The sequence below is a fragment of the Alishewanella sp. WH16-1 genome (assembly GCF_001441695.1).
Taxonomy (GTDB): Bacteria; Pseudomonadota; Gammaproteobacteria; order Enterobacterales; family Alteromonadaceae; genus Alishewanella; species Alishewanella agri.
Genome location: NZ_LCWL01000009.1, coordinates 1 through 23,456 on the forward strand (window position 1 = coordinate 1; position 23,456 = coordinate 23,456).

Here is a 23,456-nt window from a genome sequence, read left to right on the forward strand (position 1 = left end):
CCCGGCGCACGCATAAAAAAACCCGCCGCAGCGGGTTTTTTATTCCTAAGCAACTAGCTTACAGAGTAATGCCTTTGACGCGGGCTTTCTCTTTAATATAACCTTCGTAGCTGTTAGCTTGACGCGCAGTCGCAGAGTCACGTTTGGCTTGCTGCAATGCAGCAAAGGCTTCACGCAGTTTACCCTGGCTCAGATACGCATCTACCATGCTCATATGCACCCGACCAGCATTGCTAGATTCACGCGCTAACGAAGCTTCAAAGGCTTTGATGGCATCGTTATAACGTTGAATCGACATATATGCAAAGCCTTGGCGACGATAGGCGTCAGCTTCGTTGGTCAGAGCTGCCAGCTCACCGTAGTATTGCGCAGCTTTGCCAAACTCACGCGCCGCCTGGAAGTTAGAAGCAATGGCCGTCAGCATAGTACGATCTTTTTTGATCTTACCGCTCTTTACGTATTTTTCATAAAGAGTTGCTGCTTTGTATGGAATATTGTTATTCGCATACATCTGACCAATTAACTTTAACTCCGACTCTGATTCCAAATAGCCGTTGTTATAGGCAATTTGTAACGCACTAAGCGACTTCTCGTAGTTTTCTACCAGAGTGTAAAAGTTACCCAGGTATACCCAGAACTGGCGCTCTTCTGGGAACAATTGCACCATAGTTTCTACGGTTTCGACTGTCTTTGGATAATTCTTTGACTCGTACAGTGCGCCCATCTTCAACATATAATGTTGCTTATTGGGCTCTCTGGCATACCGAATCGCATTATCAATCGGCACCAGCACTTTCTGGTAGTCCTGCAGTTGATAGTACGCGTTGGCAATACGCAGGTAGACGTCGGCATCATTTTCACCGGTAAAACGCAGCCAGGATTCATAGTTTTTGATTGCTTCCCGATGCATATTTTCCATCGATTGCAAATCAGCAACTAACTTAAGCGAGCTTGCCTGGTCGGCAAAACTCAGCACATCCGGCTTAGTCGCCTGTTCCAGATATTTGATCGCCTGCTTAGGGTCTTTCTGGGCGTATAAGTTACCAATAAAGCGCGCTAAGAAGGCATTATCGAAATCATTACCACCACGGATTTCCAATAGTACCTGCAGCGCTTCATCAACTTTTTCTTCGTTGTAAAGCTCAAAGGCTTTGGTAACACCACGGCCCACCCGTTCACCGGGCAGCTGTGTTTTACGGCTTTTACGCTCTTCGATACGGGCGCGGTCTGCGTCAGTCAGTGTTACTTGTGCCATCGCCGGCACGGTAAAACTAACGGCCGCAGCGACCATTAATGCTGAAGTAAGCAGAGATAATTTTTTCATACCTTAGCCTCCCTGAGCCATATCTAAAGTAAAGTCCAGCTGTACCTGTTGGCCAGGCTGACGCACTGGTTTACCGTCAACAACTTTCGGGCTGTATTTCCAGCGCCGTAACGCACGAATTGCTTCACGGTCAAATACGCGGCGTGGTTCAGCTTCAATCACTTCAACCTCGTCTACGCTACCATCTTCCATAATAGTAAAACGTAATCTTACCCAACCTTGCAAACCATCACGTGCAGCCTGCACAGGGTAGCGCGGTTCAATCCGGACGATAGGTGTTGCATCACCGTCACGTAATAATGAACCCGGGTCGCCCAAACCTGTGTTAGCGCCTAAATCCAAGCCTGGCATATTGAATGATACTGCACCGGCAGTATTACTCATCTCAGGCTCCGGCTGCGGCTGCTTTGGCGGTTGCGCTGGCGGCGGCGGTGGTGGTGGCGGCGGTGGACGCCGTACCTGCGTATCTGAATCCGGCGGTGTCGTATTAATCTCGATGATAATACGCTCCTGCTCAGGAGCCCGGCGTTCGCCGCTGCCCTCAATGAGCAGCGCCATAATCAGAAACAACAGGAACGTTACCACGGCACCGATAATTAACGATGTTAGGAAACGTACCATAATTAGTTGTTCTCCCCGGCAACAGTAATGACCAGTGACGGGTCAGCTGCTTTAATCTGATCCATAACTTCCATTACTACACCGTGTTTAGCTTCCTGATCAGCCTGGATAATAATGGTATCCGTTGGTGATTCAGCTCTTAAACGTTCGATGTTTGCAGCTACCCGCTCTACGTCAACCGGACGCTTGTCCATCCATACTTCACCATTTGCACGGATTGCAATAAAGATGGTTGCACTAGGCTTCTGCGTGGCTTGAGTCGCTTCAGGTTTGTTGACGTCAATACCGGCTTCCTTCACGAATGAAGTGGTTACGATAAAGAAAATCAACATAATGAAAACGATATCCATCATCGGCGTAATGTCGATTGCGGCTTCTTCGTCTTCGCGTATACGTTTACGTGCCATACAAATTCTCTCTTAATGATGCGGTAAGTGGTCAACGAGATCTGCTTTTTCCCGTTTAACTTTCACTTCCAGCCGCGAACTGAAAAATACACCCGACAAGGCAGCAACCATACCGGCCATTGTTGGAATAGTTGCCATGGAAATACCCGCCGCCATAGTGCGTGGGTTACCGGTACCTTGGGTGGCCATAATATCGAACACCGCAATCATACCGGTTACTGTTCCAAGCAGACCCACTAAGGGGCACATCGCAACCAGTGTTTTAATCAGTAACATTCTTTGATCGAGTAGATCCTTAGCTTCAGAAATCCAGCCGTCACGGATTTTATGCGCATACCAGGAAGTCGTATCTTCCCGGGCATCCCACTTCGCAATGATTTCCGCTTTTAACTTCGGAAACACCGACGTGACATACCAGTAGCGCTCAATCATCAATACCCACATAACGAAGAGCACTATGGCGACAACGTACAGGACGTTGCCTCCCGTATGGATAAAATCCTGTACCGATTCCCACAGCCCTGCTAGCTGGAGTATCATTAGGCTTTCTCCTTCTCCGCGTGAGCAGCGATAATACCAGCGCTTTGCTCATCCAGAATTTGTAAAATTGACTTAGCACGAGACTGTACAATGCTGTGTGCGAACAGTAATGGTAAGGCACACACCAGACCCTGAGCAGTTGTTACCAGAGCAAGAGAGATTGAACCGGCCATCAGTTTCGGGTCACCAGTACCGTACAGCGTAATTTGCTGGAACGTCAGGATCATACCGATAACGGTACCTAACAGACCCATCAGCGGACCAACAGCAGCAAACAGTTTGATCAAACCAATACCACGGTCAACTTTTGGTGTTTCACGCAGGATAGCTTCATCCAGTTTCAGTTCCAGGTTTTCCACATCAGCAGTTTTGTTGTCATGGTAAACTTTCAGGATACGACCCAGCGGGTTGTTGTCTGAAGGATTGTTCAGGTTCTTCAGCTGAGCGCGCATCTTGCCGCCAACTGCTGACAATACCAGCAACCGCTCTAATGCAATCAGTAAGCCTACAGCTAATAACGCAATGATTAAGTAACCAACGGTACCACCCTGATGGAAGTATTCCATAAAGGTTGCGCGCTGCTGGTTCAGACGTAACAGAGAGTTACCTTTGGTTGGGTCTACGTACAGGCTAGACAATTCACCTGCAGACGCGCTGTTAAAGGCGGCAACAGTGTTATGAATTTTAGACTGTGGAGCACGGCCCAAAGGTTGGATCTGGTCAGTGTCTACGTTACGGATTAAATAGTCGGTAGCAGTCGTCAGGTGGAAAGCACCAAAACGGGTCACGCGCTGAGTTGAAGTACCACCAGCCAGCTCAACCACTTCGGCATCAAACTTGGCGATCTTACCTGATTCAGTCATCTCGGTTAACATCGCTACCCACAGATCTTCCATCTGCTCTAAGGTTGGCAGTTCGGTTGCTGCAGCAACTTCGCGCAGAGACACATCACGGCCAGGGTATTGAGCGCTGATAATTGAGCTGCTAATGGCACCTACAGTTTTGTTTGCAGTCTGGCGAACCACACCGAACACTTCACCCATGGTACCTAGTGCACTTTCTAATTCCTGTTGCTTTTGTGCAATAAGAATGTCGTTTTGTGCATATTCTTGCTGTAAACGTTTACCGCGGGCTTCTTCTTCTGCCAGCTGACGTTTAGCAGTGTTTAACAGTGCTTGTTTATCAGCACGCTCTGCCAGGAAAGCACGTTCACGCTCCTGGTTGATACGGCCTTCAACGGTACGTTGCTGTTGAATTTGCTGTAATAACTGATCCAGCTTTTCAGTGTTTGCAGTCGCGTTAAAGGCTACTGAAGCAGAAAGGGTAACTGCCGCAGCGACGACTAAACTTTTAATTGCCATTTTCATCTATTCTTACTCCGCTGCGAAAAGTGGTACACGATCCATCTCAAGCGTGGCTTCACGACGTGCCATCTTGATGAAATTGCTGACCGAAGTCAGGTATGAATCAGGTAACTTATCCCAGCTGCCGCTGCTCTTATTGTAAACCCAAGCTGAAGCGCCATCCAATGCCATTGCCATCAGTGCTAAACGACCGATATGCACGTAATCAACAGTAATTTCGCTACCACCGTTGTTCAGCGTGCCTTGGAAAGCGGCTAATTCAGTGCCGTAGCCCATTTCAATTTCATAGGCTTCCAGGATTTGGCGGAATTGCTCAGAACGCTGTACGTCTGAACGGGCCATCAGGTCACGCAGACGCTGAACACGCTCTAAACGACGCTCAGTACGCAGTGGGATGTCGGCATTAATAAACTGCTCTAACGAGTCAATCATGCGGAACATCAAAGGTACAGTGCCTTGGTTGGTTTTTTCTAAACCGTCGATTTGACGCTGGATAGAATTGATCTGACGTTGCTGGTCAGCAACCAGAGTTGCTAAGAAGTCGTTGTATACTTTCAGGTTGTCTGTCTGATCTACAACAACACGGTATTCACCCAACAGTTCCTGAGTCTGTTCGTAAATCGTGTTGATCTTTTCCTGAGATTGTACTGCCGCGCGCTGGATTTGCGCGTTGGCCTGATGCAGATCTTTTAAGTCTGCTGCTACAGCTGCGCCAGCGAAGGCAAAACTGCCCGCCAGTGCTGAGGCAACGAGGCTCATATGAATTTTTTTATTAAACATAGTTCCCAACCAATTATTGCTGATTAACGTAACCTGATGTTGTAAGGGTCGCCGTTTAACAACGACAGCAGACCCTCGTTTAGAGGGTAAACCGCCCGCATCATTACAGGTAAAACGCGGGTTGTCAACACACACCCCGCGCTTAAAAGGCTGTAATCATGCGCCTTGAGCAGCGGTTTAGCACCAATTTTAAGCAGCGATAAACAGAATCATCATTTTGTTTATCGCCTATTAAAAACTCTGGTTATTTAATGTTCGGTGTTAACTTCCCCGAGACATATAAATCTACCATCGCATCCAATGACAACGGCTTGATTTTACTGCCTTGCCCGGCACAACCAAAGGCTTCATAACGGGCAATACAGATATCCGCCATTGCTTTTACGGATTCCTGTAAATATTTGCGCGGATCGAATTCCGCCGGGTGTTTTGCCAGATAACGGCGAATCGCACCGGTAGAGGCTAAACGTAAGTCAGTATCAATATTAACTTTACGCACCCCGTATTTGATCCCTTGCTGGATTTGCGCAACCGGCACACCATAGGTTTCCGGAATAGCACCACCATATTCATTGATAACTTCTAACCAATCCTGTGGCACGGAAGACGAACCATGCATCACCAAATGCGTATCCGGGATCCGCTGATGAATGGCTTTAATGCGATCGATCGCCAGAATGTCATCTGTTGGTGGCCGGCTGAACTTGTAAGCACCATGAGAAGTGCCACAAGCAATGGCTAACGCATCAACCTGCGTTTCACGCACAAACTGCGCCGCTTCTTCCGGATCGGTCAACATCTGGTCATGACTGAGCTTACAATCCGCGCCGATGCCGTCTTCCTCACCCGCTTCGCCGGTTTCCAACGAGCCCAGACAACCTAATTCACCTTCAACTGACACACCACAGGCATGCGCTATTTCCACAACGCGACGCGTTACTTCGACGTTATAAGCATAGTCCATTGGCGTTTTGCCGTCTTCACCCAGTGAGCCATCCATCATCACTGACGAAAAGCCCAGTTGGATTGAGCGCTGACACACCGCCAGTGAAGTGCCATGATCCTGATGCATTACCACCGGGATATGCGGAAACTCCTCTACCGCGGCCAGAATTAAGTGCCGCAGGAAAGGCGCACCGGCGTATTTGCGGGCACCGGCCGACGCCTGCACAATCACCGGGCTGTCGGTTTTGTCTGCCGCCAGCATAATGGCACGCATCTGTTCAAGATTGTTTACGTTAAACGCCGGCACGCCATAACTAAATTCGGCAGCGTGATCCAACATTTGCCGTAAGGATATCAGAGCCATGAGGTCCTCTCTTTTATACTAAGGTACAGTTTCAGAATAATAGTTTTATGTCTTTTTTATGAATTTTATCGATGAAGCCAGGTTATTTTAAATTCTGCGCCCGTTCTTCCAAAATTGCCACTGCTGGTAAGGTTTTTCCTTCCAGAAATTCCAGAAATGCACCACCACCGGTCGAAATATAGGAAATTTGCTCTGCCACACCATATTTATCAATCGCCGCCAAAGTGTCACCGCCACCGGCAATTGAAAACGCCTCGCTTTGTGCGATAGCTTCAGCCAGCGCCTTGGTACCGGCACCAAACTGGTCAAATTCAAACACACCGACCGGACCATTCCAGACAATGGTACCGGCGTTTTTCAAAATGGAGGTTAATTCAGCGATGGTGGTCGGGCCAACATCAAAAATCATATCGTCAGCAGCTACGGCAGCGACGTTTTTCAACTCAGCCGTTGTTTCGGCACTAAAGGCTTTACCTGTTACCACATCGGTTGGTACCGGGATATTACCACCCCGGGCTTTCGCCTGCGCCATTAGGCGCTGTGCTTCCGGGATCAGGTCGTTTTCACACAGGGATTTACCGACATTGTGGCCCTGAGCGGCAATAAAGGTATTGGCAATACCGCCCCCCACAATGAGCTGATCAACAATACCGGACAGTGACTCCAGTACGGTCAGCTTGGTGGAGACTTTAGAACCTCCGACGATAGCAACCAGTGGTCGTTTTGGATTTTTCAAAGCGGCAGCCAAGGCGTCCAGCTCTGCGGTCAGTAACGGACCGGCGCAGGCGACCTTAGCATACTTGGCGACACCATGAGTCGACGCCTGAGCGCGGTGCGCTGTACCAAAGGCATCCATCACGAACACATCGCAAAGCGCGGCCAGTTTTTGCGCCAGCTCATCGTTGTTTTTGCCTTCGCCTTTATTAAAGCGTACGTTTTCAAATACCACCACTTCGCCCTGTGCAACCTCAACACCCTTTAGGTAGTCTGCCACCAGCCGCACCGGTGCCGTTAAGGCTTTAGCCAGATAGTCTGCTACCGGCTGCATTGAGGATTCGGCGTCAAATACGCCCTCTTCCGGCCTGCCCAGATGTGACATCACCATCACCTTCGCGCCCTTAGCCAGCGCCAGTTCAATGGTAGGAATTGCGGCTTTTAAGCGTGCATCTGAGGTTACCACGCCGTCTTTAACCGGTACGTTTAAATCTTCGCGGATCAGTACACGTTTACCGTGCAGATCTAAGTCGCTCATACGGATCACAGACATCTTTCTCTCCCTGGGATTAAACTCGAATTAAGGTTGCAATTAAAAATTTTGGCTCATCACTCTGGCGGTATCCAACATCCGGTTAGCAAAGCCCCATTCGTTATCGCACCACACCAGGCATTTCACTAATCTTTTGTGGCTAACGCGGGTTTGGCTGCCATCGACAATGCAGGAGTGCGGATCATGGTTAAAGTCGACCGACACCAGCGGCGCTTCAGTGTAATCTAAAATGCCGCTCAGTGCGGTCTGACCGGCTGCACGCAATACCCGGTTAATCTCGATGATGGTCACGTCCTGATGCAGGGTAACGCTAAGATCCATCGCCGTAACATTAATAGTGGGTACCCGCACTGCGATGGCTTCAAAACGCCCGGCCAGATGCGGCATAATCCGCTCGATGCCGAGCGCCAGCTTGGTATCCACCGGAATAATCGAATGGCTGGCAGCGCGGGTGCGACGTAAATCCGGATGATAGGCATCAATCACCTGCTGGTCATTCATCGAGGCATGAATGGTCGTAATAGTACCGCTTTCAACACCAAAGTGCTGATCCAGTACCTGGATCACCGGTACAATACAGTTAGTGGTACAGGAACCGGCCGATACCACCTGCATCTGCGCGTCTAGCAAATGCTGATTAATGCCGTAAATTACTGTTGCATCGATATCGGCGTCCGCCGGGTGCGAAAATAACACTTTTTTGGCACCGGCCTGCAAATGCCAGTTGGCATGCTCCCGGCTGTGAAAAACACCGGTACACTCCAGCACAATATCCACCTCAAGCTCGCGCCAGGGTAACTCCAGCGGATCAGGCTCATTAAAAAGTGCAATCTTGTCGCCGGCGACACTCAAGCCACCCGGGATCGCCGCAACCGGATAGCGAAAACGGCCATGGGCACTGTCGTAACGTAACAGATGCGCCACACCTTCGGCTTGCGCCAGCTCATTAATCGCCACCACCTGTAACTGCTGTTGCCAGCCGTTTTCATAAATGGCGCGCAAAATGTTGCGACCAATACGGCCAAAGCCGTTTATTGCCAGTTTAATTGTCATAAGCTCAGCATGAAAAAACGGGCCCGGTGAGGGCCCGTTACAAAACCAGAATTACGCCAGCAAGGTTCTGGCAGTCGCCAGCACGTTGGCGGCAGTAATACCAAAATGTTCAAATAGCTGCTCAGCCGGTGCCGACTCACCAAACGTCTGCATGCCGATCACAGCGCCATTTAAACCGACATATTTATACCAGGTATCCATAATACCGGCTTCCACCGCAATCCGCTTGCTAACACTGGCTGGCAGCACGGCTTCACGGTAACTGGCATCCTGTTGCTCAAACACATCAGTCGATGGCATAGAGACGACTCGCACCGCCTTACCTTCGGCTTGCAACGTTTTAGCAGCCTGCATCGCCAGCTCGACTTCGGAGCCGGTAGCAATGATAATCAGCTCAGGCGTCGCGGCAGAGTCCAGCAGCACATAGCCACCGCATTTAATGGCAGCCAGTTGCTCTGCGGTACGGGCCTGTTGTACCAGATTCTGGCGGGTAAAGATCAGCGAGCTTGGGCCATCATGGCGCTCAATCGCTTGCTGCCAGGCCACCGCTGACTCCACCTGATCACAAGGGCGCCAGTTCATCAGATTCGGAGTGACTCGTAAGCTGGCCAGCTGCTCGACCGGTTGATGTGTTGGGCCATCTTCACCCAAACCAATTGAATCGTGAGTATAAACAAAGATCACTCTTTGCTTCATCAACGCAGCCATCCGCACTGCATTACGGGCATATTCCATAAACATCAGGAAGGTCGCGCCGTAAGGCACAAAGCCACCATGCAGCGCGATACCATTCATCATGGCAGACATGCCAAATTCGCGCACTCCGTAGTAAACATAGTTACCGGCGGCATCGTCTCTGGTCAGCGGCTTAGAACCTGACCATATGGTCAGGTTGGAGCCGGCTAAGTCGGCCGAGCCCCCCATAAACTCCGGTAATAGCGGGCCAAAGGCATTCAGTGCATTTTGTGATGCCTTACGGGTGGCGATAGTTGCCGGGTTAGCTTGTAATTGCTCAATATACGCCTGACTTTGTGCTGCCCAATCGGCAGGTAAGGTACCGGCATTGCGACGCTCAAACTCAGCAGCCAGTTCCGGATAAGCTTTTTCGTATGCCGTAAAGCGCTGTTGCCAGCTTTGTTCTGCTGCCGCGCCAGCCGCCTTGGCATCCCAGTCAGCATAGATATCCGCCGGGATTTCAAAGGGGGCGTAGGGCCATTGTAAAAATTCGCGGGCAGCGGCAATTTCCGCTTCACCCAGCGGTGCACCATGGCAGTCATGGCTGCCACCTTTATTCGGTGCGCCATAACCGATCACAGTTTTGGTACAGATCAGTGTTGGTTTGTCGGTCACGGCGCGTGCCTGTTCAATGGCCGCTTTAATCGCTTCCGGATTATGGCCATCAACATTGGCCACCACATGCCAGCCGTAGGCTTCAAAGCGCGCCGGGGTATTATCGGTAAACCAGCCTTCGACATGACCATCAATCGAAATGCCGTTATCATCCCAGAATGCAATCAGCTTACCTAAACCAAGGGTGCCCGCCAAGGAACAGGCTTCGTGCGAAATACCCTCCATCAAACAGCCGTCGCCCAGGAACACATAAGTATAGTGGTCAACAATATCAAAACCGGGACGGTTAAACTGCGCCGCCAGCGCTTTTTCGGCCAGCGCCATCCCCACCGCATTGGTAATACCCTGCCCCAGCGGTCCGGTGGTGGTTTCTACGCCCGGCGCATAACCAAACTCCGGATGGCCCGGGGTTTTAGAATGCAACTGGCGGAACTGTTTTAGATCATCCAGTGACAATTGATAGCCGCTCAGATGTAACAGCGAATAGATCAGCATCGAGCCGTGACCATTCGACAGTACAAAGCGGTCGCGGTCGGCCCAGCCAGGGTTTTGCGGGTTATGTTTCAGATAGTCACGCCATAACACTTCGGCAATATCGGCCATCCCCATAGGGGCGCCCGGGTGGCCTGATTTAGCTTTTTGCACCGCGTCCATACTTAAGGCACGGATGGCATTGGCGAGTTGTTTACGAGATGGCATGCAGACTCCTGACAAATTGCGCTGATTATTCAGACTTGAGGTTTGCAGTGTAACCCGACACAGGCTGTTACCAAAATGATTACTGTGGGGGTTTAGATGGCCGTATTTTCACCCAGCCGCCGCCAGATGGCAAATGATTATCTGTGGCCTTTTTTGCAGCGCGGTGATCTGGTAGCTCGCGTTTACGTAATTTCCGGCATGAAAGACGTCTGGGCGTAAATTTTTCTGGTAATCGCCGGGGGCTTTCACTAAAATAAGCGGCTATTTTTTTGGCGCCTGCCGGCTAAACTGAACTGGCAACAGCTGCGCCTGCTTAATCTCAGCGCTGTGACGGTGTCACGGCGCTTTATGTATTAACTAACGTGGTGGAAACTAACAGATGGCACAACATATTTTCACGTCTGAGTCTGTATCTGAAGGGCATCCGGATAAAATCGCTGATCAGATTTCCGATGCGGTACTGGATGCGATCCTGGAACAAGACAGCAAGGCGCGTGTTGCCTGTGAGACCTTCGTTAAAACAGGTATGGTGTTAGTCGGTGGCGAAATCACGACTTCTGCCTGGGTTGATATCGAAGAGCTGGTACGCAAAACCGTACGTGAAATTGGCTATACCCATTCTGATATGGGTTTTGACGCCGACTCCTGCGCTGTATTAAATGCGATTGGTAAACAATCACCCGATATCAATCAGGGTGTAGATAAAGCTGACCCGCGCGAGCAAGGCGCGGGTGACCAGGGTTTAATGTTTGGCTACGCCAGTAACGAAACCGACGTGCTGATGCCAGCGCCTATTACCTATTCACACCGTCTGGTACAGCGTCAGGCCCAGGTGCGTAAAGACGGTACCCTGCCGTGGTTACGCCCGGATGCCAAGTCGCAGTTAAGCTTTATTTACGAAGACGGTAAGCCAGTCGGTATCGATGCTGTAGTATTATCTACCCAGCACTGTGACACCATCAGCACCGCTGACCTGCGTGAAGCGGTAATGGAAGAAATCATTAAGCCAGTATTACCGGCGGAGTGGTTAAACAGCAAAACCAAGTTTTTTATCAACCCAACCGGTCGTTTTGTGATCGGTGGCCCTATGGGTGACTGTGGTTTAACCGGCCGCAAGATTATCGTAGATAGCTACGGTGGTATGGCGCGCCATGGTGGTGGTGCTTTCTCTGGTAAAGATCCATCAAAGGTTGACCGCTCAGCGGCTTATGCTGCCCGCTATGTCGCGAAAAACCTGGTTGCGGCTGGCCTGGCAGAGCGTCTGGAGCTGCAGGTATCCTATGCTATTGGTGTTGCCGAACCCACTTCAATCAGCCTGGAAACCTTCGGTACCAGCAAACTGAGTGAAGACGAGCTGATCAAACTGGTACGTGAGCATTTCGATCTGCGTCCTTATGGCCTGATCCAAATGTTGGATCTGGAGCGGCCAATTTATCAGCCGACGGCGGCTTATGGCCACTTCGGTCGTAACGAGTTCCCGTGGGAGAAAACCGATAAAGCTGAGCTGTTACGTCAGTACGCAAAGTAAGCGACTTAATGCTTAACAGCTGAAAAAGGAGAGGAGACTCTCCTTTTTTCTTTTTAATTTGGCGCTTCAGCCGATTTGCCGCTTACCCGAGGCGCGCTTTTGTGTATTATTAGGGCGTTTTAGCCTCCAGGGTCTGATTGCTGCTGGCAATCACACAATAAAAAAGCAAGAAAAAGGAACTGCTATGTCAGAACAAACCGCCGCCGTGAAAAACGGCTGGATGAACCGTGCGCTCAATACCATTGAGGTGATCGGGAACAAATTACCCGATCCGGCCGTGCTCTTTGCACTGTTAATGGTTATCGTCTGGGGCCTGTCCTGGTTATTTTCCGGGATGACCTTTACTGAAATTGACCCGAGAAGCGGCCAACAGGTACAAATCGTCAATTTGCTGTCCGGTGATGCCTTAACCTTATTCGCCTCCAATATCGTAACGACCTTCGTTAACTTCCCACCACTGGGTGTGGTGCTGGTTGCGATGTTAGGTTTAGGGGTAGCGGAATATACCGGCTTTATTAATGCCGGTTTACGCTCAATCCTGGCCGTAACACCAAAGATGTTATTAACCCCAGTGTTAATTGCCGTGGGTGTCCTAAGCCATGTGGCGGTAGATGCCGGCTATGTGCTGGTGATTCCGCTGGGTGCGGTAATTTTCTATGCTGCGGGCCGTCATCCATTGGCCGGTATCGCCGCAGCCTTTGCCGGTGTCTCCGGTGGTTTCTCGGCCACTTTCTTTGTGCCCTCCAGCCTGGACCCGTTACTGGCCGGTATGACACAGGTTTCAGCTCAGCTGCTGGATCCAACTGTTACCATCAACCCGCTAAATAACTATATCTTTACCACCGCTTCTACCTTCCTGATTGTATTAGTTGGCTGGTTTTTAACGGATAAAGTGATTGAACCGCGCCTGCAAGCCACTAAGGTTGATGGCGATACATCACAAATGGTGAAAATGGATGCACTTAGCGCCCAAGAGCGGAAAGGCTTACGCGCTGCTGTGATTTCGATGTTTGTCGTTGCCGCCCTGCTGGCGCTGAGTATTGTGCTGCCAACCGTTACGCCTTGGGCCGCCCCGGCTGAGCAAGTTGTCGAGGGGATGAACCCGCTGCTGGTTGCTGCCTCGCCACTGATGAAGTCGATTGTAACGTTGATCTTTGTGTTCTTCCTGGTACCAGGTATTGTCTATGGCTATGTCGCCGGCACGGTACAAACTCACCGCGATGTGATCAAAGGCATGAGCAATGCGATGAGTGGTATGGGCTACTATATCGTGATGGCGTTCTTCTGTGCGCTGTTCCTGTATGCCTTTAACCAGTCGAATCTGGGGGTATTACTGGCGTTAAAAGGCGCCAATGCGTTAAAAGCCATGGGACTGCCACTGGCAATGACATTGGTAGGTATCGTGTTTTTATCCGGTTTAGTTAACCTGGTTGTCGGCTCTGCTTCTGCCAAATGGGCTCTGATTGGCGCTATCATGGTGCCGATGCTGATGGAACTGGGCATTTCACCGGATCTGACCCAGGCAGCCTACCGCGTTGGTGACTCTTCGACCAACATTATCACGCCACTGCTGCCGTACTTCCCGCTGATCGTTGTGTTCTGTCAAAAGTATGTGAAGAACAGCGGTATTGGTACTCTGGTAGCGTTAATGCTGCCCTACTCTATTGCGATGCTGGTACTCTGGACTGCCTTCCTGCTTGGCTTCTGGGCACTGGATATTCCGCTGGGCTTAGGTGCCTCATACGAGTATATTCCTAACCGCTAAGCAACACGCGTTTTGACTAAGGCCCTGCGGGGCCTTTTTTTATCGATTAGCAGCGGGTTGGCGCGAAACACTGTTAATATTAGCCTCAGGCTTTTTTCAGTTAAACAGAACGACAAGATGCGAACAATACGAATCTACCAACCATTAGCCTTGCCAGCCGGCGCTAAGCTTGCCCTGAGTGACGACGCGGCCAACCACGTCGGCCGGGTGCTGCGAATGCAAGCGGGACAGCCATTACAATTGTTTAATGGCGATGGCAAAAACTATGCCGCTACCATCAGCGAAGTCGGCAAGAAACAGCTATGGGTTACTATCGACAGCAGCAGCGACAATCCGGTCGAATCACCGCTGCGTATCCACTTAGGTCAGGGCATTTCCCGCGGTGACCGGATGGATTTCGCCATTCAAAAAGCAGTAGAGCTTGGCGTGACCGAAATCACCCCACTTTTTACCGAGCGCTGCGGCGTAAAACTGGATGCCGAGCGTTTGGCGAAACGTACCGAGCAGTGGCAAAAGATTGCGATCAGTGCCTGCGAGCAAAGCGGACGCAGTGTGGTGCCAACAGTGCATACGGCGGTTAGTTTGCAACAATGGCTGGCCTCCCCAACAAAAGCTTTAAGGCTGACCTTGGATCCGCGCGCTGCCGCCACCATTAAGACCCTAACTCCGGCCAGCGATATTCAGTTGGTAATAGGTCCGGAAGGTGGCTTTACCGATACTGAAGTCAGCCAAACCGCGGCCGCCGGCTTTACCGGTATTACGCTGGGTCCGAGAATTTTGCGCACTGAAACGGCAGCGCTGACCGCGATCAGCGCCCTGCAACTGCAATTTGGCGATCTCGCCTGAGGATAAGCATGACAGCAATTAAACTTGGCATCGTGATGGACCCGATTGCGGACATCAATATCAAAAAAGACTCCAGCTTTGCCATGCTGCTGGAAGCGCAGCGCCGCGGCTATGAAATCCACTATATGGAAATGGCGGATCTGTATTTACTGCAAGGTCAGGCCCGCGCCCGTACGCGTTTACTGAGCGTCGAGCCCAACCCGGCGCGCTGGTATCACTTTGGTAGCGAACAGGATCTGGCGCTGAGCGAGCTCAACGTGATTCTGATGCGCAAAGATCCGCCCTTTGATACCGAATATATCTATGCCACCTATATGCTGGAGCGTGCCGAAGATGCCGGCACGCTGATTGTCAATAAACCGCAAAGCCTGCGCGATGCCAACGAAAAGCTCTATACCAGCTGGTTTAGTCAGTTTACGCCGAAAACCCTGGTTAGCCGCGATGCCAAGCGCTTAAAAGCCTTCTATCAGCAAGAGCAGGACGTAATCTTAAAGCCTCTGGATGGCATGGGTGGCGCCTCGATCTTCCGCTTAAAACCTGAAGATCCGAATGTCAGTGTAATTTTAGAAACGCTCACCGCCCATGGCAGTCAGTATGCGATGGCGCAGCGCTATATTCCGGAAATTGTCGATGGCGATAAACGAATCTTAGTGGTTGACGGCGAACCTGTGCCATACTGCTTAGCACGGATCCCCGCTTCGGGTGAAACCCGCGGTAATTTAGCCGCCGGCGGCCGTGGTGAAGCCCGTCCGCTGTCAGACAGCGACTGGGCCATTGCCAAAGCCATAGGCCCAACCTTAAAGGCCAAAGGTTTAATCTTCGTCGGTCTGGACGTGATCGGTGACAAACTGACCGAAATTAATGTCACCAGCCCGACCTGTATTCGGGAAATCGAAGCCGCCTTCCCGATCAGTATTACCGGTATGTTATTTGATGCTATCGAGCGTCGCCTGGCAGCAGGTTCGTAGTAAGTTGGTCGCACCACAGGTTGATCAAGGAGAACAGTATGCAAGGTTTCCAGAATCATTTTTTAATCGCGATGCCATCACTGGACGATCCGATGTTCAAACGCAGTGTCACTTACCTGTGTGAACATAACGAAGAAGGCGCCATGGGCATAGTGATCAATCATCCGATGAATGTGTCACTGGCTGAGCTGTTAGAGCAGCTGGAAATCAGCTATGACGCCAAGAGTCCGGCGGCACAGGCTAAGGTGGTTGCGGGCGGGCCGGTACAGCATGACCGTGGTTTTGTGTTGCATACCGCCAAACCCGGTTATCACAGCAGTTTACAGCTGGAAAATGGTTTGATGGTCACCACCTCGAAAGATATTTTGCAGGACCTGACTACCGACCAGGCGCCAGAGAAATTCATACTGGCGCTGGGTTATGCTGGCTGGACTGCCGGCCAGCTGGAACAGGAAATCGCCGATAACAGCTGGTTAGTGATCCCGGCTGACAACCGCATTATTTTTGATCTTAGCCATGCCGAGAAATGGCAAAAAGCTACGGCCAGTATTGGTATTCAACCGTGGCAACTTACCGGTGAGGCAGGACACGCCTGATGACCGCCCGCACCATTTTATGTTTTGATTATGGTACTAAAAGCATCGGCGTGGCCGTAGGCTCAGAGCTTACTGGCAGCGCCACTTTGCTCGCGGCGTTAAAAGCCAAAGACGGCATCCCGGATTGGCAGCAAATTGAACGCTTAATTCAGGAATGGCAACCACAGCTGTTGTTAGTGGGCTTGCCACTGAATATGGACGGTAGCGAGCAGGAGTTTACCGCCCGTACCCGTAAATTTGCCAACCGCTTACATGGCCGCTTTGGTTTACCTATCGCTTATCATGATGAGCGTTTATCCACCGCCGATGCGCGTAGCCGCTTATTTGCCGAGGGCGGTTATCGCAATTTAAGCAAAGATAAGGTGGATAGCCTGTCGGCGCAGATTATTTTTGAAGGCTGGTATGAACAACAAAGTTAAACCGGCGTTAGCGCCGGGCTATTATCAGCATTATAAAGGCGCTTATTATCAGTTGCTGGACCTTGCTCGTCATAGTGAAACCGAGGAGTGGCTGGCGATCTACCGGGCACTGTATGCTGACTTTGGCCTTTGGGCCCGCCCTGCCACAATGTTTGCCGAAAACGTTGAAATTGCCGGTGAGCTGATCCCACGTTTTCAGTATATCGGCACTGAGCCGCCGGCAGGTTTAAGCCTGCCAGTTGCCGATTAGGCTGCCAGCATTAACCTTGCTGCTGCCGGTACCACTCGCCTAAAATCAGGCTGGCCGCAACACTGACATTCAGTGACTCTACTTTGCCTGAGCCCGGAATTTGCAGCGCAATATCGGCACTCTTGGCCACATTTTTTGATACGCCAAACATCTCTTCGCCAAATACAATCACCACTTTGGCTGGCAAGGCCGTGTTATAGAGCGAGCTGCCGCCATGGCTGGATGTGGTAATCAGCGTATAGCCCGCGTCTTTACAAAGCTTAAGCGCCAGCGGCAAATCATCACATGCCAGGCCATCGACAAACTCACCACCGCCTTCAGCGGTACGTAAAGCGGCACCGGATTGTAATAACTGCGGCTCGCGCATAATAATGCCGTTTACGCCAAAGTGGGCGCAGCTACGGGTAATGGCGCCCAGATTGTGCGGATTGCCGACCCCATCCAGTGCCAGTAAACAATCCTGTTTACGCTTTTGCCGCAAATACAGCGCCAGGCTGGTGACCGGCTTGCGTTTCACCAACAGCACTATGCCACCGTGGTGCTGACTGCCGGCCACTTTTTCCAGCTCAGTCTCATCCACCAGATGGTAGGCTCGCTTTTGCTGCGCCAGATATTTCATTAAGTCCGCAAATCTGGGCGCTAACTCGCTGTTGATATAAAGCCGGATAATCGCTTCCGGGCGCTGGCGGAATAACTCGCGACAGGCGTTTTCGCCATAAACTTTGCTTTCCTCCTGACGCGGCGCCTTTGCCGTTTCTTTGGCAGCGGCCTTCGGCGAGCTTAGCCCAGCCGTAGCACTCAGGCTAACAGCGGCTTTCGCTTTTGTCTGGCGCTGCCAGGGCTTTTGCAGTGGGTCGCGGCTTTTGGCGGCGGATGATTTCTTGTTGCTGGCAGACATGCGGAGTCCTGACGGGTTAACTAAGCTTAAGACCGGCGGCTATGATACTTGTTTTTTTACGCTAACGCAGTATCCTTGCCAGCCTGAACCCGATCTAAGGTTAATGCATGCTCAGTTACCGCCACAGTTTTCACGCCGGCAATCATGCCGATGTGTTAAAACATCTGACCGAAGTTGCCATTCTGGATTACCTGCTGCAAAAAGATAAACCGCTGTGCTATCACGATACCCATGCCGGTGCCGGCCTGTACAGCTTGCAAAGCAGCCAGGCGCAGAAAACCGCCGAATATACTGAGGGTATCGGCAAGCTGTGGCACTATCAGCCGCAAAGCCCGTTGCTTGGTAAATATCTGGATCTCGTAAAGCAGTTAAACCCGGATGGCGAACTGAATTTTTATCCCGGCTCACCCAAGATTGCCGCTATGCTGCTGCGCGCCGGCGATCAGCTGCAGGCCACTGAGCTGCATCCGAGTGATTTTCCGCTGCTGCAAAGCCAGTTTTTACAGCGTCGTTTAACGCGGATTGAGAATATTGATGCCTTCGCCGGTATTAAGGCGATGCTGCCACCTTTAGTGAAACGCGGCCTGGTATTAATCGATCCGCCCTATGAGCTGAAAAGCGAATATCAGGATCTGATTAAAGGCCTGCAGGAAGCCTATAAACGCTTCCCACAAGCGACCTATGCTATCTGGTATCCGGTAATTGAGCGTAGCAGCATTGAAGCCTTTATTGCCGCCATTGTCGCCACCGGCATTAAGAATCAGCTACGAATTGAATTTAACCTGCATGCCGACAGCCCGGGCCATGGCATGACCGGTAGCGGTATGCTGGTGATTAACCCGCCCTATACCCTGGCACAAAGCCTGGCACCGGCGCTATCTGAAGTGCAGCAACAGCTGGGCAACCCTGCCAGCCGCTATCAGATTATGCAAATTGTTGGAGAATAACCATGCGCTTGGCTATTGCTGTTTTATTGTTAACCCTGAGTAGCTATAGCTATGGCTTTGGCCGCACCGGTCATGCCATGGTGTGTGATATGGCCTTGCAGCTGTTATCCGCTAAAGCCCAGCAGCACGTTGCCAGCCTGGTTGAAGCCTCGCCGCACCATGAGTTTGGTGCTGCCTGTGCCTGGCCGGATGAAGTGCGTAGTCAGGAGGAGTTCCGCTGGACGGCGCCGCACCACTACGTCAATATGCCGCGCGGCGAAAAACAGGTTAAAGCCGAATATTGCCCGGAGCAGGGCTGCATTTTATCGGCAATTAGCATGATGCAGCAGCGCCTGAGCGCAGATAGCAACGACTGGCAAGCCCTGCTGTTTTTAGCACATCACCTGGGTGATCTGCATCAGCCATTGCATGTCAGCTATGCTGATGACCTTGGCGGCAACCGCACTGCCGTCTACTTCTACAGCCATGAACAGCCAACCAATCTGCATGGCGTCTGGGACGGCAATATGCTGACTAAGCTCGGTTATGATGAGGATTTTCTGCTGCAGGAGCAGTTATTTGAACAAATTACCGCTGAACAGCGCACCAGCTGGCAACAGGACGAGGTACTGGATTGGGCTAATGAGTCGGCGGCCATTACCTATGATATTTATCAACATTACCGCCCCGGCATGTTGATTGACGATGCCTATCTGGAACAATACCAGGGGGTGCTGCTAACCCGCTTGCAGCAGGCAGCAGTGCGCTTGGCGTTGGTTCTGGAGCTGATTTTCGGTGAATAACTTGGGGTATCTGACCCCGAACCCAGGTTCGGGGTCAGATACCTTTGGTTCAATTAGCGGATCCAGCCTTTACTGATTTGCCGGAATAACTCTGTACCAGCCCGCTCCAGCCATTCAAAGGCAACCATCTCACGACTCACTAATACTGCACCCGCCTGCTGCATCCGGTTTAACCCCAGGTGCTTGTTCTCCGCGGTACGGGAGCCTACCGCATCCGTCACCACAAACACCTGATAGCCTGCCGTCAGCAAATCCATAACGGTTTGCAGCACACAGACATGGGTTTCGGTGCCGATTACCACCACCTGACGGCGACCACTCTCCGTCAGGCGCTGCTGAATATGGGCTTCGCGCCAGGCACTAAAATGGATTTTCTCCAGCACTGCATCAGGTGTCAGCCATTCCAGTATCGAAGGTAGACTATGTCCGAGGCCTTTGGGATAGTGTTCAGTCGCCAGCGCCGGCACCTGACATAAACCCGCTACCTGTAACAGCCAGATCGCTGCGCGCTCAACTTCATCAGTCAAGTCGATGGCGGGTGCCAGTTTTGTTTGTAAATCGATCACCAGTAGCTGGCTTTGCCCGGCGTTAAGTAACATGAAGTACTCCTGAACTGATTCGGCTGACTTAAAACAGCTAACTTAAAATTGACCGCGCCATAACGCATGACAAAGGCTTTCATCTTTATCCCGGCTTAACAGAATACGCGCCAGCACCCGGTCCGGTGCACCAGCTGCACCCGCTAAACCAATTTGCGCTTCAAAGTGCAGCTGTGGATCCAGCTCAGCGCCGGCAAGCTCTTCCCAGCCCTCTCCCGGCGGAACTAAATCAACATAACTCTGGCTTTCATAATGTTGCTGATAGGCCTGATAGTCACTGGCGGTTAAGTTATCGACCGCCAGCTCTTCGAAAATCGCAAAAGCATGGTCACAGAGTTCATCCAGTGACCAGAGTTCTACATCGTGCATCTTATTCTCCTGCATAATCTGCCGCAGTATAACACCGCTCTGACAGACGGGCAGCTTTTGCTGCTAAAGAGCGCATTATGCAAACGGCAATCAGTGTATAATCATCGGCATAAAAATTCAGGCTCTGCCCGTTAATCTCGTCCACAGGCAGATCCGCTTACAGGTTTGGTTATGTATCTTTGTCCACTTTGTCAGGCGCCCCTTACACAAGAAGCAATGCAGTACCGCTGCCCGCAGCGCCATAGCTTTGACGTGGCCCGCGAAGGCTATGTAAATTTGCTGCCGGTACAGCAAAAGAAATCCAAAGATCCGGGTGATAATCAGCTGATGATGCAAGCGAGGCGGCATTTTTTGCAAGCTGGCTGGTATCAACCGGTAGTCAGTGTTCTGCTCGAACAACTTGCCGTCTTGCCGGTTACCAGGCTATTGGATTTGGGCTGCGGTGAAGGTTATTACAGTGGGCAAATTCAGCAAGCACGACCTGAATTACAACTTTATGGCGTAGATATTTCTAAAGCGGCGATTAAAGCTGCTGCCCGGCAATATCCGGCAATCCGGTTTGCTGTGGCCAGCAGTTATCAGTTGCCTTTCGCAGCAACCAGCTTTGATGCCATCCTGCGGATTTATGCCCCGTCACTGGATGCGGAGCTGTGCCGGGTACTCGCCGATGGCGGTGTGTTGCTGAGTGTTAGCCCGGCACCGGAACATTTACAGCAAATTAAAGCCTCTTTGTATCCGCAGGTGCGGTTACACAGTGACGATATCATCGCCATCAGTGGCTTAAAGCATATCAAACGGCAGCGGCTAAGCTTTCAGTTACAACTGCCGGCCGATGATTTACGGGCGCTGATTACGATGGTGCCACTGGGCTGGAAATTTAACCCGGAAACCCTGGCTGCCTTTATCGCTACAAAACCGGCGGTACAATGCGATTTCTACCTGGATCTGTATCAAAAGTGATATCGCTTCGCAGACGCGCGATACCAAACCAACAGCAGATTTAGCAATCTGCTGTTTTTGTCTTGGCGGCCGGTAATTTACAGCCAGCCAGCATCGCAGCGCGATCCTGCTGTTGTAGTGCGGTAAACATCGTTGACCAGAAATGCGTACTAAGTTCGGCCAGTACATTAGATTCAGCATTTAGCAGGATCACCAGACCTAACTCCCGCTCTTTCGAGTATGCGACTTCCGCCCGAAAACCCTGTACCCAGCCACCATGATAAACCAGTTGTTCCTGGCCAAACTGATAGACCCGCCAGCCCAGGGCGTAATGGGCATCTTTGATATAGTCCCGCCACATTCTACGCCGTAAGTCGCGCACTGTACGCACCCGCTTATTGGTAATTTCCGCTAACTGTGGCTCGGATAACACATCGGGATTATAACCCAGCTGTGCGATTAGCCAGTATCCCAAATCCACCGCGCTGGCATTCACCCCGGCTGCCGGTGCATAACGGTAATAACTTTCACTTACCGAGCGTGCATGCCATTTACCTCTGGCTTTTACATGGGGTGCAGCGCGGTTGGGGCTATTTAAATAGGCTTCAAGACCAACGGAAGCCGTCGGCATCTTTAACGGTTCAAAGATATTACGCCGCAGCAAGGTGGCATAGTCTTGCGAGGTGGTTTGCTGCAGTACCGGTTCAATCAGGCTAAACAACACATTCTGATAACCATAGCATTGTCCCGGGTTACACAGCGGATCCAGCTTTTTAAAATGCGGAATAATCCGCTCCGGCTCAAAATTAGCCTCGATAAGATTGTCGTAGGCATTAGCAATGACCCCGGTGCTCTGCGCCAGTAAATGCTCAACCTTGAGTTTGTTGTTGTAGGAGCGGGTTTTAAAACTAAATTCCGGTACATAGCGCACTACCGGATCGTCCCAGCGAAAATGTCCCTGCGCCGCCATAATGCTCGCCAAACCACCGGCAAAGGTTTTCGAGACCGAGGCGATTCTAAATACCGTGTAAGCATCAACTGGCAGCTTGGAGCCAACCTCGCGCACGCCATAACCTTTGGCCGCAACAATCTGGTTTTTATAAACAATAGCGTAGGATGCACCGGGGATCCCCTGCTCTTGCATTTGCTGCTGGAAATATTGATCAAAACTCTGCACCAGCTCAGCCGGTACCTCGGCTTTAGCCGCAGCCGTCGCGAACAACAATCCCAGTATCAGTAAAAGTCTGGACAACATTATCAAACCTTCAGTTTTGGCATGGCGTTAGCCTTTGCCTTACATCTTAGCAACTGGGCGCAGCCTGACGCCAGTGCAAGGCGTAATTCTTTTACAGTAACGCCAGAACCAGCAGCCGGATCCAAATAACCCATAACACGACACAGCCGAGTAAAAATACCCGAAAACGTTGGCGTAAAATATTACGGCCAATGTGGATCCAGCTATGCCAGATCCGCAGCACCACGAAGGCGGCACCTAACAACAGAAAGGTCAGATCGGCCAAGCCCAGTTGCAGCGTAAACACCACACTGAACAAATACAGCATCGGCATTTGGAATTGGTTGTCGAAATTACGGCTGGTGGCAATCACCTGCTCATTGGCGCCCCGTAAATCCATAGTCTGAAAGGCCGTAATGCTGATTTCCTTATTTTTCGCAGCGCGGATCCGACGCCGGCCCATTAAAATCATCACGACACTGGTTAAAAGTATCTGCACAAATACCGGTATTAACAGCCATTTTTCCATTTTATTCGTCTCGTTTTCAGTAACATCCGACCAGTATGCCTGTATTGTGCGACCGCACCAAGGGTGATATCGA

Annotated in this window: 27 protein-coding genes; 11 read left to right on the top strand and 16 right to left on the bottom strand. The window is 51.1% G+C overall.

The genetic code is table 11. The annotated features are described in order from the left end of the window. Positions 1-58: 58 nt before the first annotated feature. From AAY72_RS00955 to tkt, 10 genes are all read right to left on the bottom strand, one after another. Positions 59-1,324 (bottom strand): tetratricopeptide repeat protein, encoded by a 1,266-nt coding sequence (locus AAY72_RS00955; RefSeq protein WP_057785219.1) that lies wholly within the window; start codon positions 1,322-1,324, stop codon positions 59-61. Positions 1,325-1,327: 3 nt separating this feature from the next. Beyond that, complete coding sequence (locus AAY72_RS00960) at positions 1,328-1,945, bottom strand: energy transducer TonB (RefSeq protein WP_057785220.1); 618 nt, start codon at positions 1,943-1,945, stop codon at positions 1,328-1,330. Between the two features lie 2 nt (positions 1,946-1,947). Then, positions 1,948-2,352, bottom strand: a complete 405-nt coding sequence (locus AAY72_RS00965) for a biopolymer transporter ExbD (protein ID WP_057785221.1) — start codon at positions 2,350-2,352, stop codon at positions 1,948-1,950. A 12-nt stretch (positions 2,353-2,364) separates the two neighbouring features. Next, positions 2,365-2,892, bottom strand: coding sequence for a MotA/TolQ/ExbB proton channel family protein (locus AAY72_RS00970; RefSeq protein ID WP_082628912.1), 528 nt, complete (start codon positions 2,890-2,892; stop codon positions 2,365-2,367). Further along, on the bottom strand, positions 2,892-4,259 hold the full coding sequence (locus tag AAY72_RS00975) for a MotA/TolQ/ExbB proton channel family protein (protein WP_057785222.1): 1,368 nt from the start codon (positions 4,257-4,259) through the stop codon (positions 2,892-2,894). The genes AAY72_RS00970 and AAY72_RS00975 overlap by 1 nt, the downstream gene beginning before the upstream one ends. A 6-nt stretch (positions 4,260-4,265) precedes the next feature. Continuing rightward, positions 4,266-5,036, bottom strand: a complete 771-nt coding sequence (locus tag AAY72_RS00980) for a DUF3450 domain-containing protein (RefSeq protein WP_057785223.1) — start codon at positions 5,034-5,036, stop codon at positions 4,266-4,268. Positions 5,037-5,280: 244 nt separating this feature from the next. Next, a complete protein-coding gene (gene fba, locus AAY72_RS00985) occupies positions 5,281-6,345 on the bottom strand; it encodes a class II fructose-bisphosphate aldolase (RefSeq protein WP_057785224.1) in 1,065 nt (354 codons plus the stop codon). Between the two features lie 82 nt (positions 6,346-6,427). Continuing rightward, positions 6,428-7,612 (bottom strand): phosphoglycerate kinase, encoded by a 1,185-nt coding sequence (locus tag AAY72_RS00990; protein ID WP_057785225.1) that lies wholly within the window; start codon positions 7,610-7,612, stop codon positions 6,428-6,430. Positions 7,613-7,651: 39 nt separating this feature from the next. Continuing rightward, positions 7,652-8,665: an erythrose-4-phosphate dehydrogenase gene (gene epd, locus AAY72_RS00995; RefSeq protein ID WP_057785226.1), complete on the bottom strand. Its 1,014-nt coding sequence runs from the start codon at positions 8,663-8,665 to the stop codon at positions 7,652-7,654. Between the two features lie 51 nt (positions 8,666-8,716). Then, positions 8,717-10,714, bottom strand: a complete 1,998-nt coding sequence (gene tkt / locus AAY72_RS01000) for a transketolase (RefSeq protein WP_057785227.1) — start codon at positions 10,712-10,714, stop codon at positions 8,717-8,719. 96 nt (positions 10,715-10,810) lie between these two features. Between tkt and AAY72_RS16985 the strand changes: the two genes are divergently transcribed. The 8 genes from AAY72_RS16985 (at position 10,811) to AAY72_RS01035 (ending at position 17,086) form a co-directional block, all read left to right on the top strand. Beyond that, positions 10,811-10,933, top strand: coding sequence for a hypothetical protein (locus AAY72_RS16985; protein WP_255355678.1), 123 nt, complete (start codon positions 10,811-10,813; stop codon positions 10,931-10,933). Between the two features lie 160 nt (positions 10,934-11,093). After that, entirely contained in the window at positions 11,094-12,242 is a 1,149-nt protein-coding gene (metK, locus tag AAY72_RS01005) for a methionine adenosyltransferase (RefSeq protein ID WP_008949640.1), read from the top strand. 184 nt (positions 12,243-12,426) lie between these two features. Beyond that, entirely contained in the window at positions 12,427-14,007 is a 1,581-nt protein-coding gene (locus tag AAY72_RS01010) for an AbgT family transporter (RefSeq protein ID WP_057785369.1), read from the top strand. A gap of 117 nt (positions 14,008-14,124) precedes the next feature. Next, on the top strand, positions 14,125-14,853 hold the full coding sequence (rsmE, locus tag AAY72_RS01015; protein WP_057785228.1) for a 16S rRNA (uracil(1498)-N(3))-methyltransferase: 729 nt from the start codon (positions 14,125-14,127) through the stop codon (positions 14,851-14,853). A gap of 8 nt (positions 14,854-14,861) precedes the next feature. Then, positions 14,862-15,821: a glutathione synthase gene (gshB, locus tag AAY72_RS01020; protein WP_057785229.1), complete on the top strand. Its 960-nt coding sequence runs from the start codon at positions 14,862-14,864 to the stop codon at positions 15,819-15,821. Positions 15,822-15,859: 38 nt separating this feature from the next. Beyond that, the gene (locus AAY72_RS01025; RefSeq protein WP_057785230.1) at positions 15,860-16,417 is read left to right on the top strand and encodes a YqgE/AlgH family protein; all 558 of its coding nucleotides are present in this window, start codon (positions 15,860-15,862) and stop codon (positions 16,415-16,417) included. Then, positions 16,417-16,836, top strand: a complete 420-nt coding sequence (ruvX, locus tag AAY72_RS01030) for a Holliday junction resolvase RuvX (protein WP_057785231.1) — start codon at positions 16,417-16,419, stop codon at positions 16,834-16,836. Before AAY72_RS01025 ends, ruvX begins: the two co-directional genes overlap by 1 nt. Continuing rightward, on the top strand, positions 16,820-17,086 hold the full coding sequence (locus AAY72_RS01035) for a DUF1653 domain-containing protein (RefSeq protein WP_057785232.1): 267 nt from the start codon (positions 16,820-16,822) through the stop codon (positions 17,084-17,086). The genes ruvX and AAY72_RS01035 overlap by 17 nt, the downstream gene beginning before the upstream one ends. Before the next feature lie 10 nt (positions 17,087-17,096). Here the strand turns inward: AAY72_RS01035 and AAY72_RS01040 are convergent, their stop codons facing one another. Next, positions 17,097-17,984: a tRNA/rRNA methyltransferase gene (locus AAY72_RS01040; RefSeq protein WP_057785233.1), complete on the bottom strand. Its 888-nt coding sequence runs from the start codon at positions 17,982-17,984 to the stop codon at positions 17,097-17,099. A 107-nt stretch (positions 17,985-18,091) separates the two neighbouring features. On the opposite strand from AAY72_RS01040, the gene AAY72_RS01045 reads away from it, so the two are divergent. Then, on the top strand, positions 18,092-18,931 hold the full coding sequence (locus AAY72_RS01045; protein ID WP_057785234.1) for a 23S rRNA (adenine(2030)-N(6))-methyltransferase RlmJ: 840 nt from the start codon (positions 18,092-18,094) through the stop codon (positions 18,929-18,931). 2 nt (positions 18,932-18,933) lie between these two features. Beyond that, positions 18,934-19,713, top strand: coding sequence for a S1/P1 nuclease (locus AAY72_RS01050; RefSeq protein ID WP_057785235.1), 780 nt, complete (start codon positions 18,934-18,936; stop codon positions 19,711-19,713). Positions 19,714-19,766: 53 nt separating this feature from the next. Here the strand turns inward: AAY72_RS01050 and AAY72_RS01055 are convergent, their stop codons facing one another. The 3 genes from AAY72_RS01055 to AAY72_RS16635 are packed head-to-tail and all read right to left on the bottom strand — an operon-like array spanning position 19,767 to position 20,826. Next, on the bottom strand, positions 19,767-20,312 hold the full coding sequence (locus AAY72_RS01055) for a hydrolase (protein ID WP_057785236.1): 546 nt from the start codon (positions 20,310-20,312) through the stop codon (positions 19,767-19,769). Positions 20,313-20,354: 42 nt separating this feature from the next. Next, on the bottom strand, positions 20,355-20,681 hold the full coding sequence (locus AAY72_RS01060; RefSeq protein WP_057785237.1) for a DUF440 family protein: 327 nt from the start codon (positions 20,679-20,681) through the stop codon (positions 20,355-20,357). A 1-nt stretch (position 20,682) separates the two neighbouring features. Beyond that, on the bottom strand, positions 20,683-20,826 hold the full coding sequence (locus AAY72_RS16635; protein ID WP_156411255.1) for a hypothetical protein: 144 nt from the start codon (positions 20,824-20,826) through the stop codon (positions 20,683-20,685). Positions 20,827-20,852: 26 nt separating this feature from the next. Here AAY72_RS16635 and rlmA point away from each other — a divergent pair, with 26 nt between their 5' ends. Continuing rightward, positions 20,853-21,641, top strand: coding sequence for a 23S rRNA (guanine(745)-N(1))-methyltransferase (gene rlmA / locus AAY72_RS01065; RefSeq protein WP_057785238.1), 789 nt, complete (start codon positions 20,853-20,855; stop codon positions 21,639-21,641). Between the two features lie 40 nt (positions 21,642-21,681). On the opposite strand, the gene AAY72_RS01070 is transcribed toward rlmA, so the two are convergent. Both AAY72_RS01070 and AAY72_RS01075 read right to left on the bottom strand, forming a co-directional pair. Continuing rightward, positions 21,682-22,875, bottom strand: a complete 1,194-nt coding sequence (locus AAY72_RS01070) for a serine hydrolase (RefSeq protein WP_008983092.1) — start codon at positions 22,873-22,875, stop codon at positions 21,682-21,684. A 91-nt stretch (positions 22,876-22,966) separates the two neighbouring features. Beyond that, the gene (locus tag AAY72_RS01075) at positions 22,967-23,383 is read right to left on the bottom strand and encodes an MAPEG family protein (RefSeq protein ID WP_008983091.1); all 417 of its coding nucleotides are present in this window, start codon (positions 23,381-23,383) and stop codon (positions 22,967-22,969) included. Positions 23,384-23,456 lie beyond the last annotated feature (73 nt).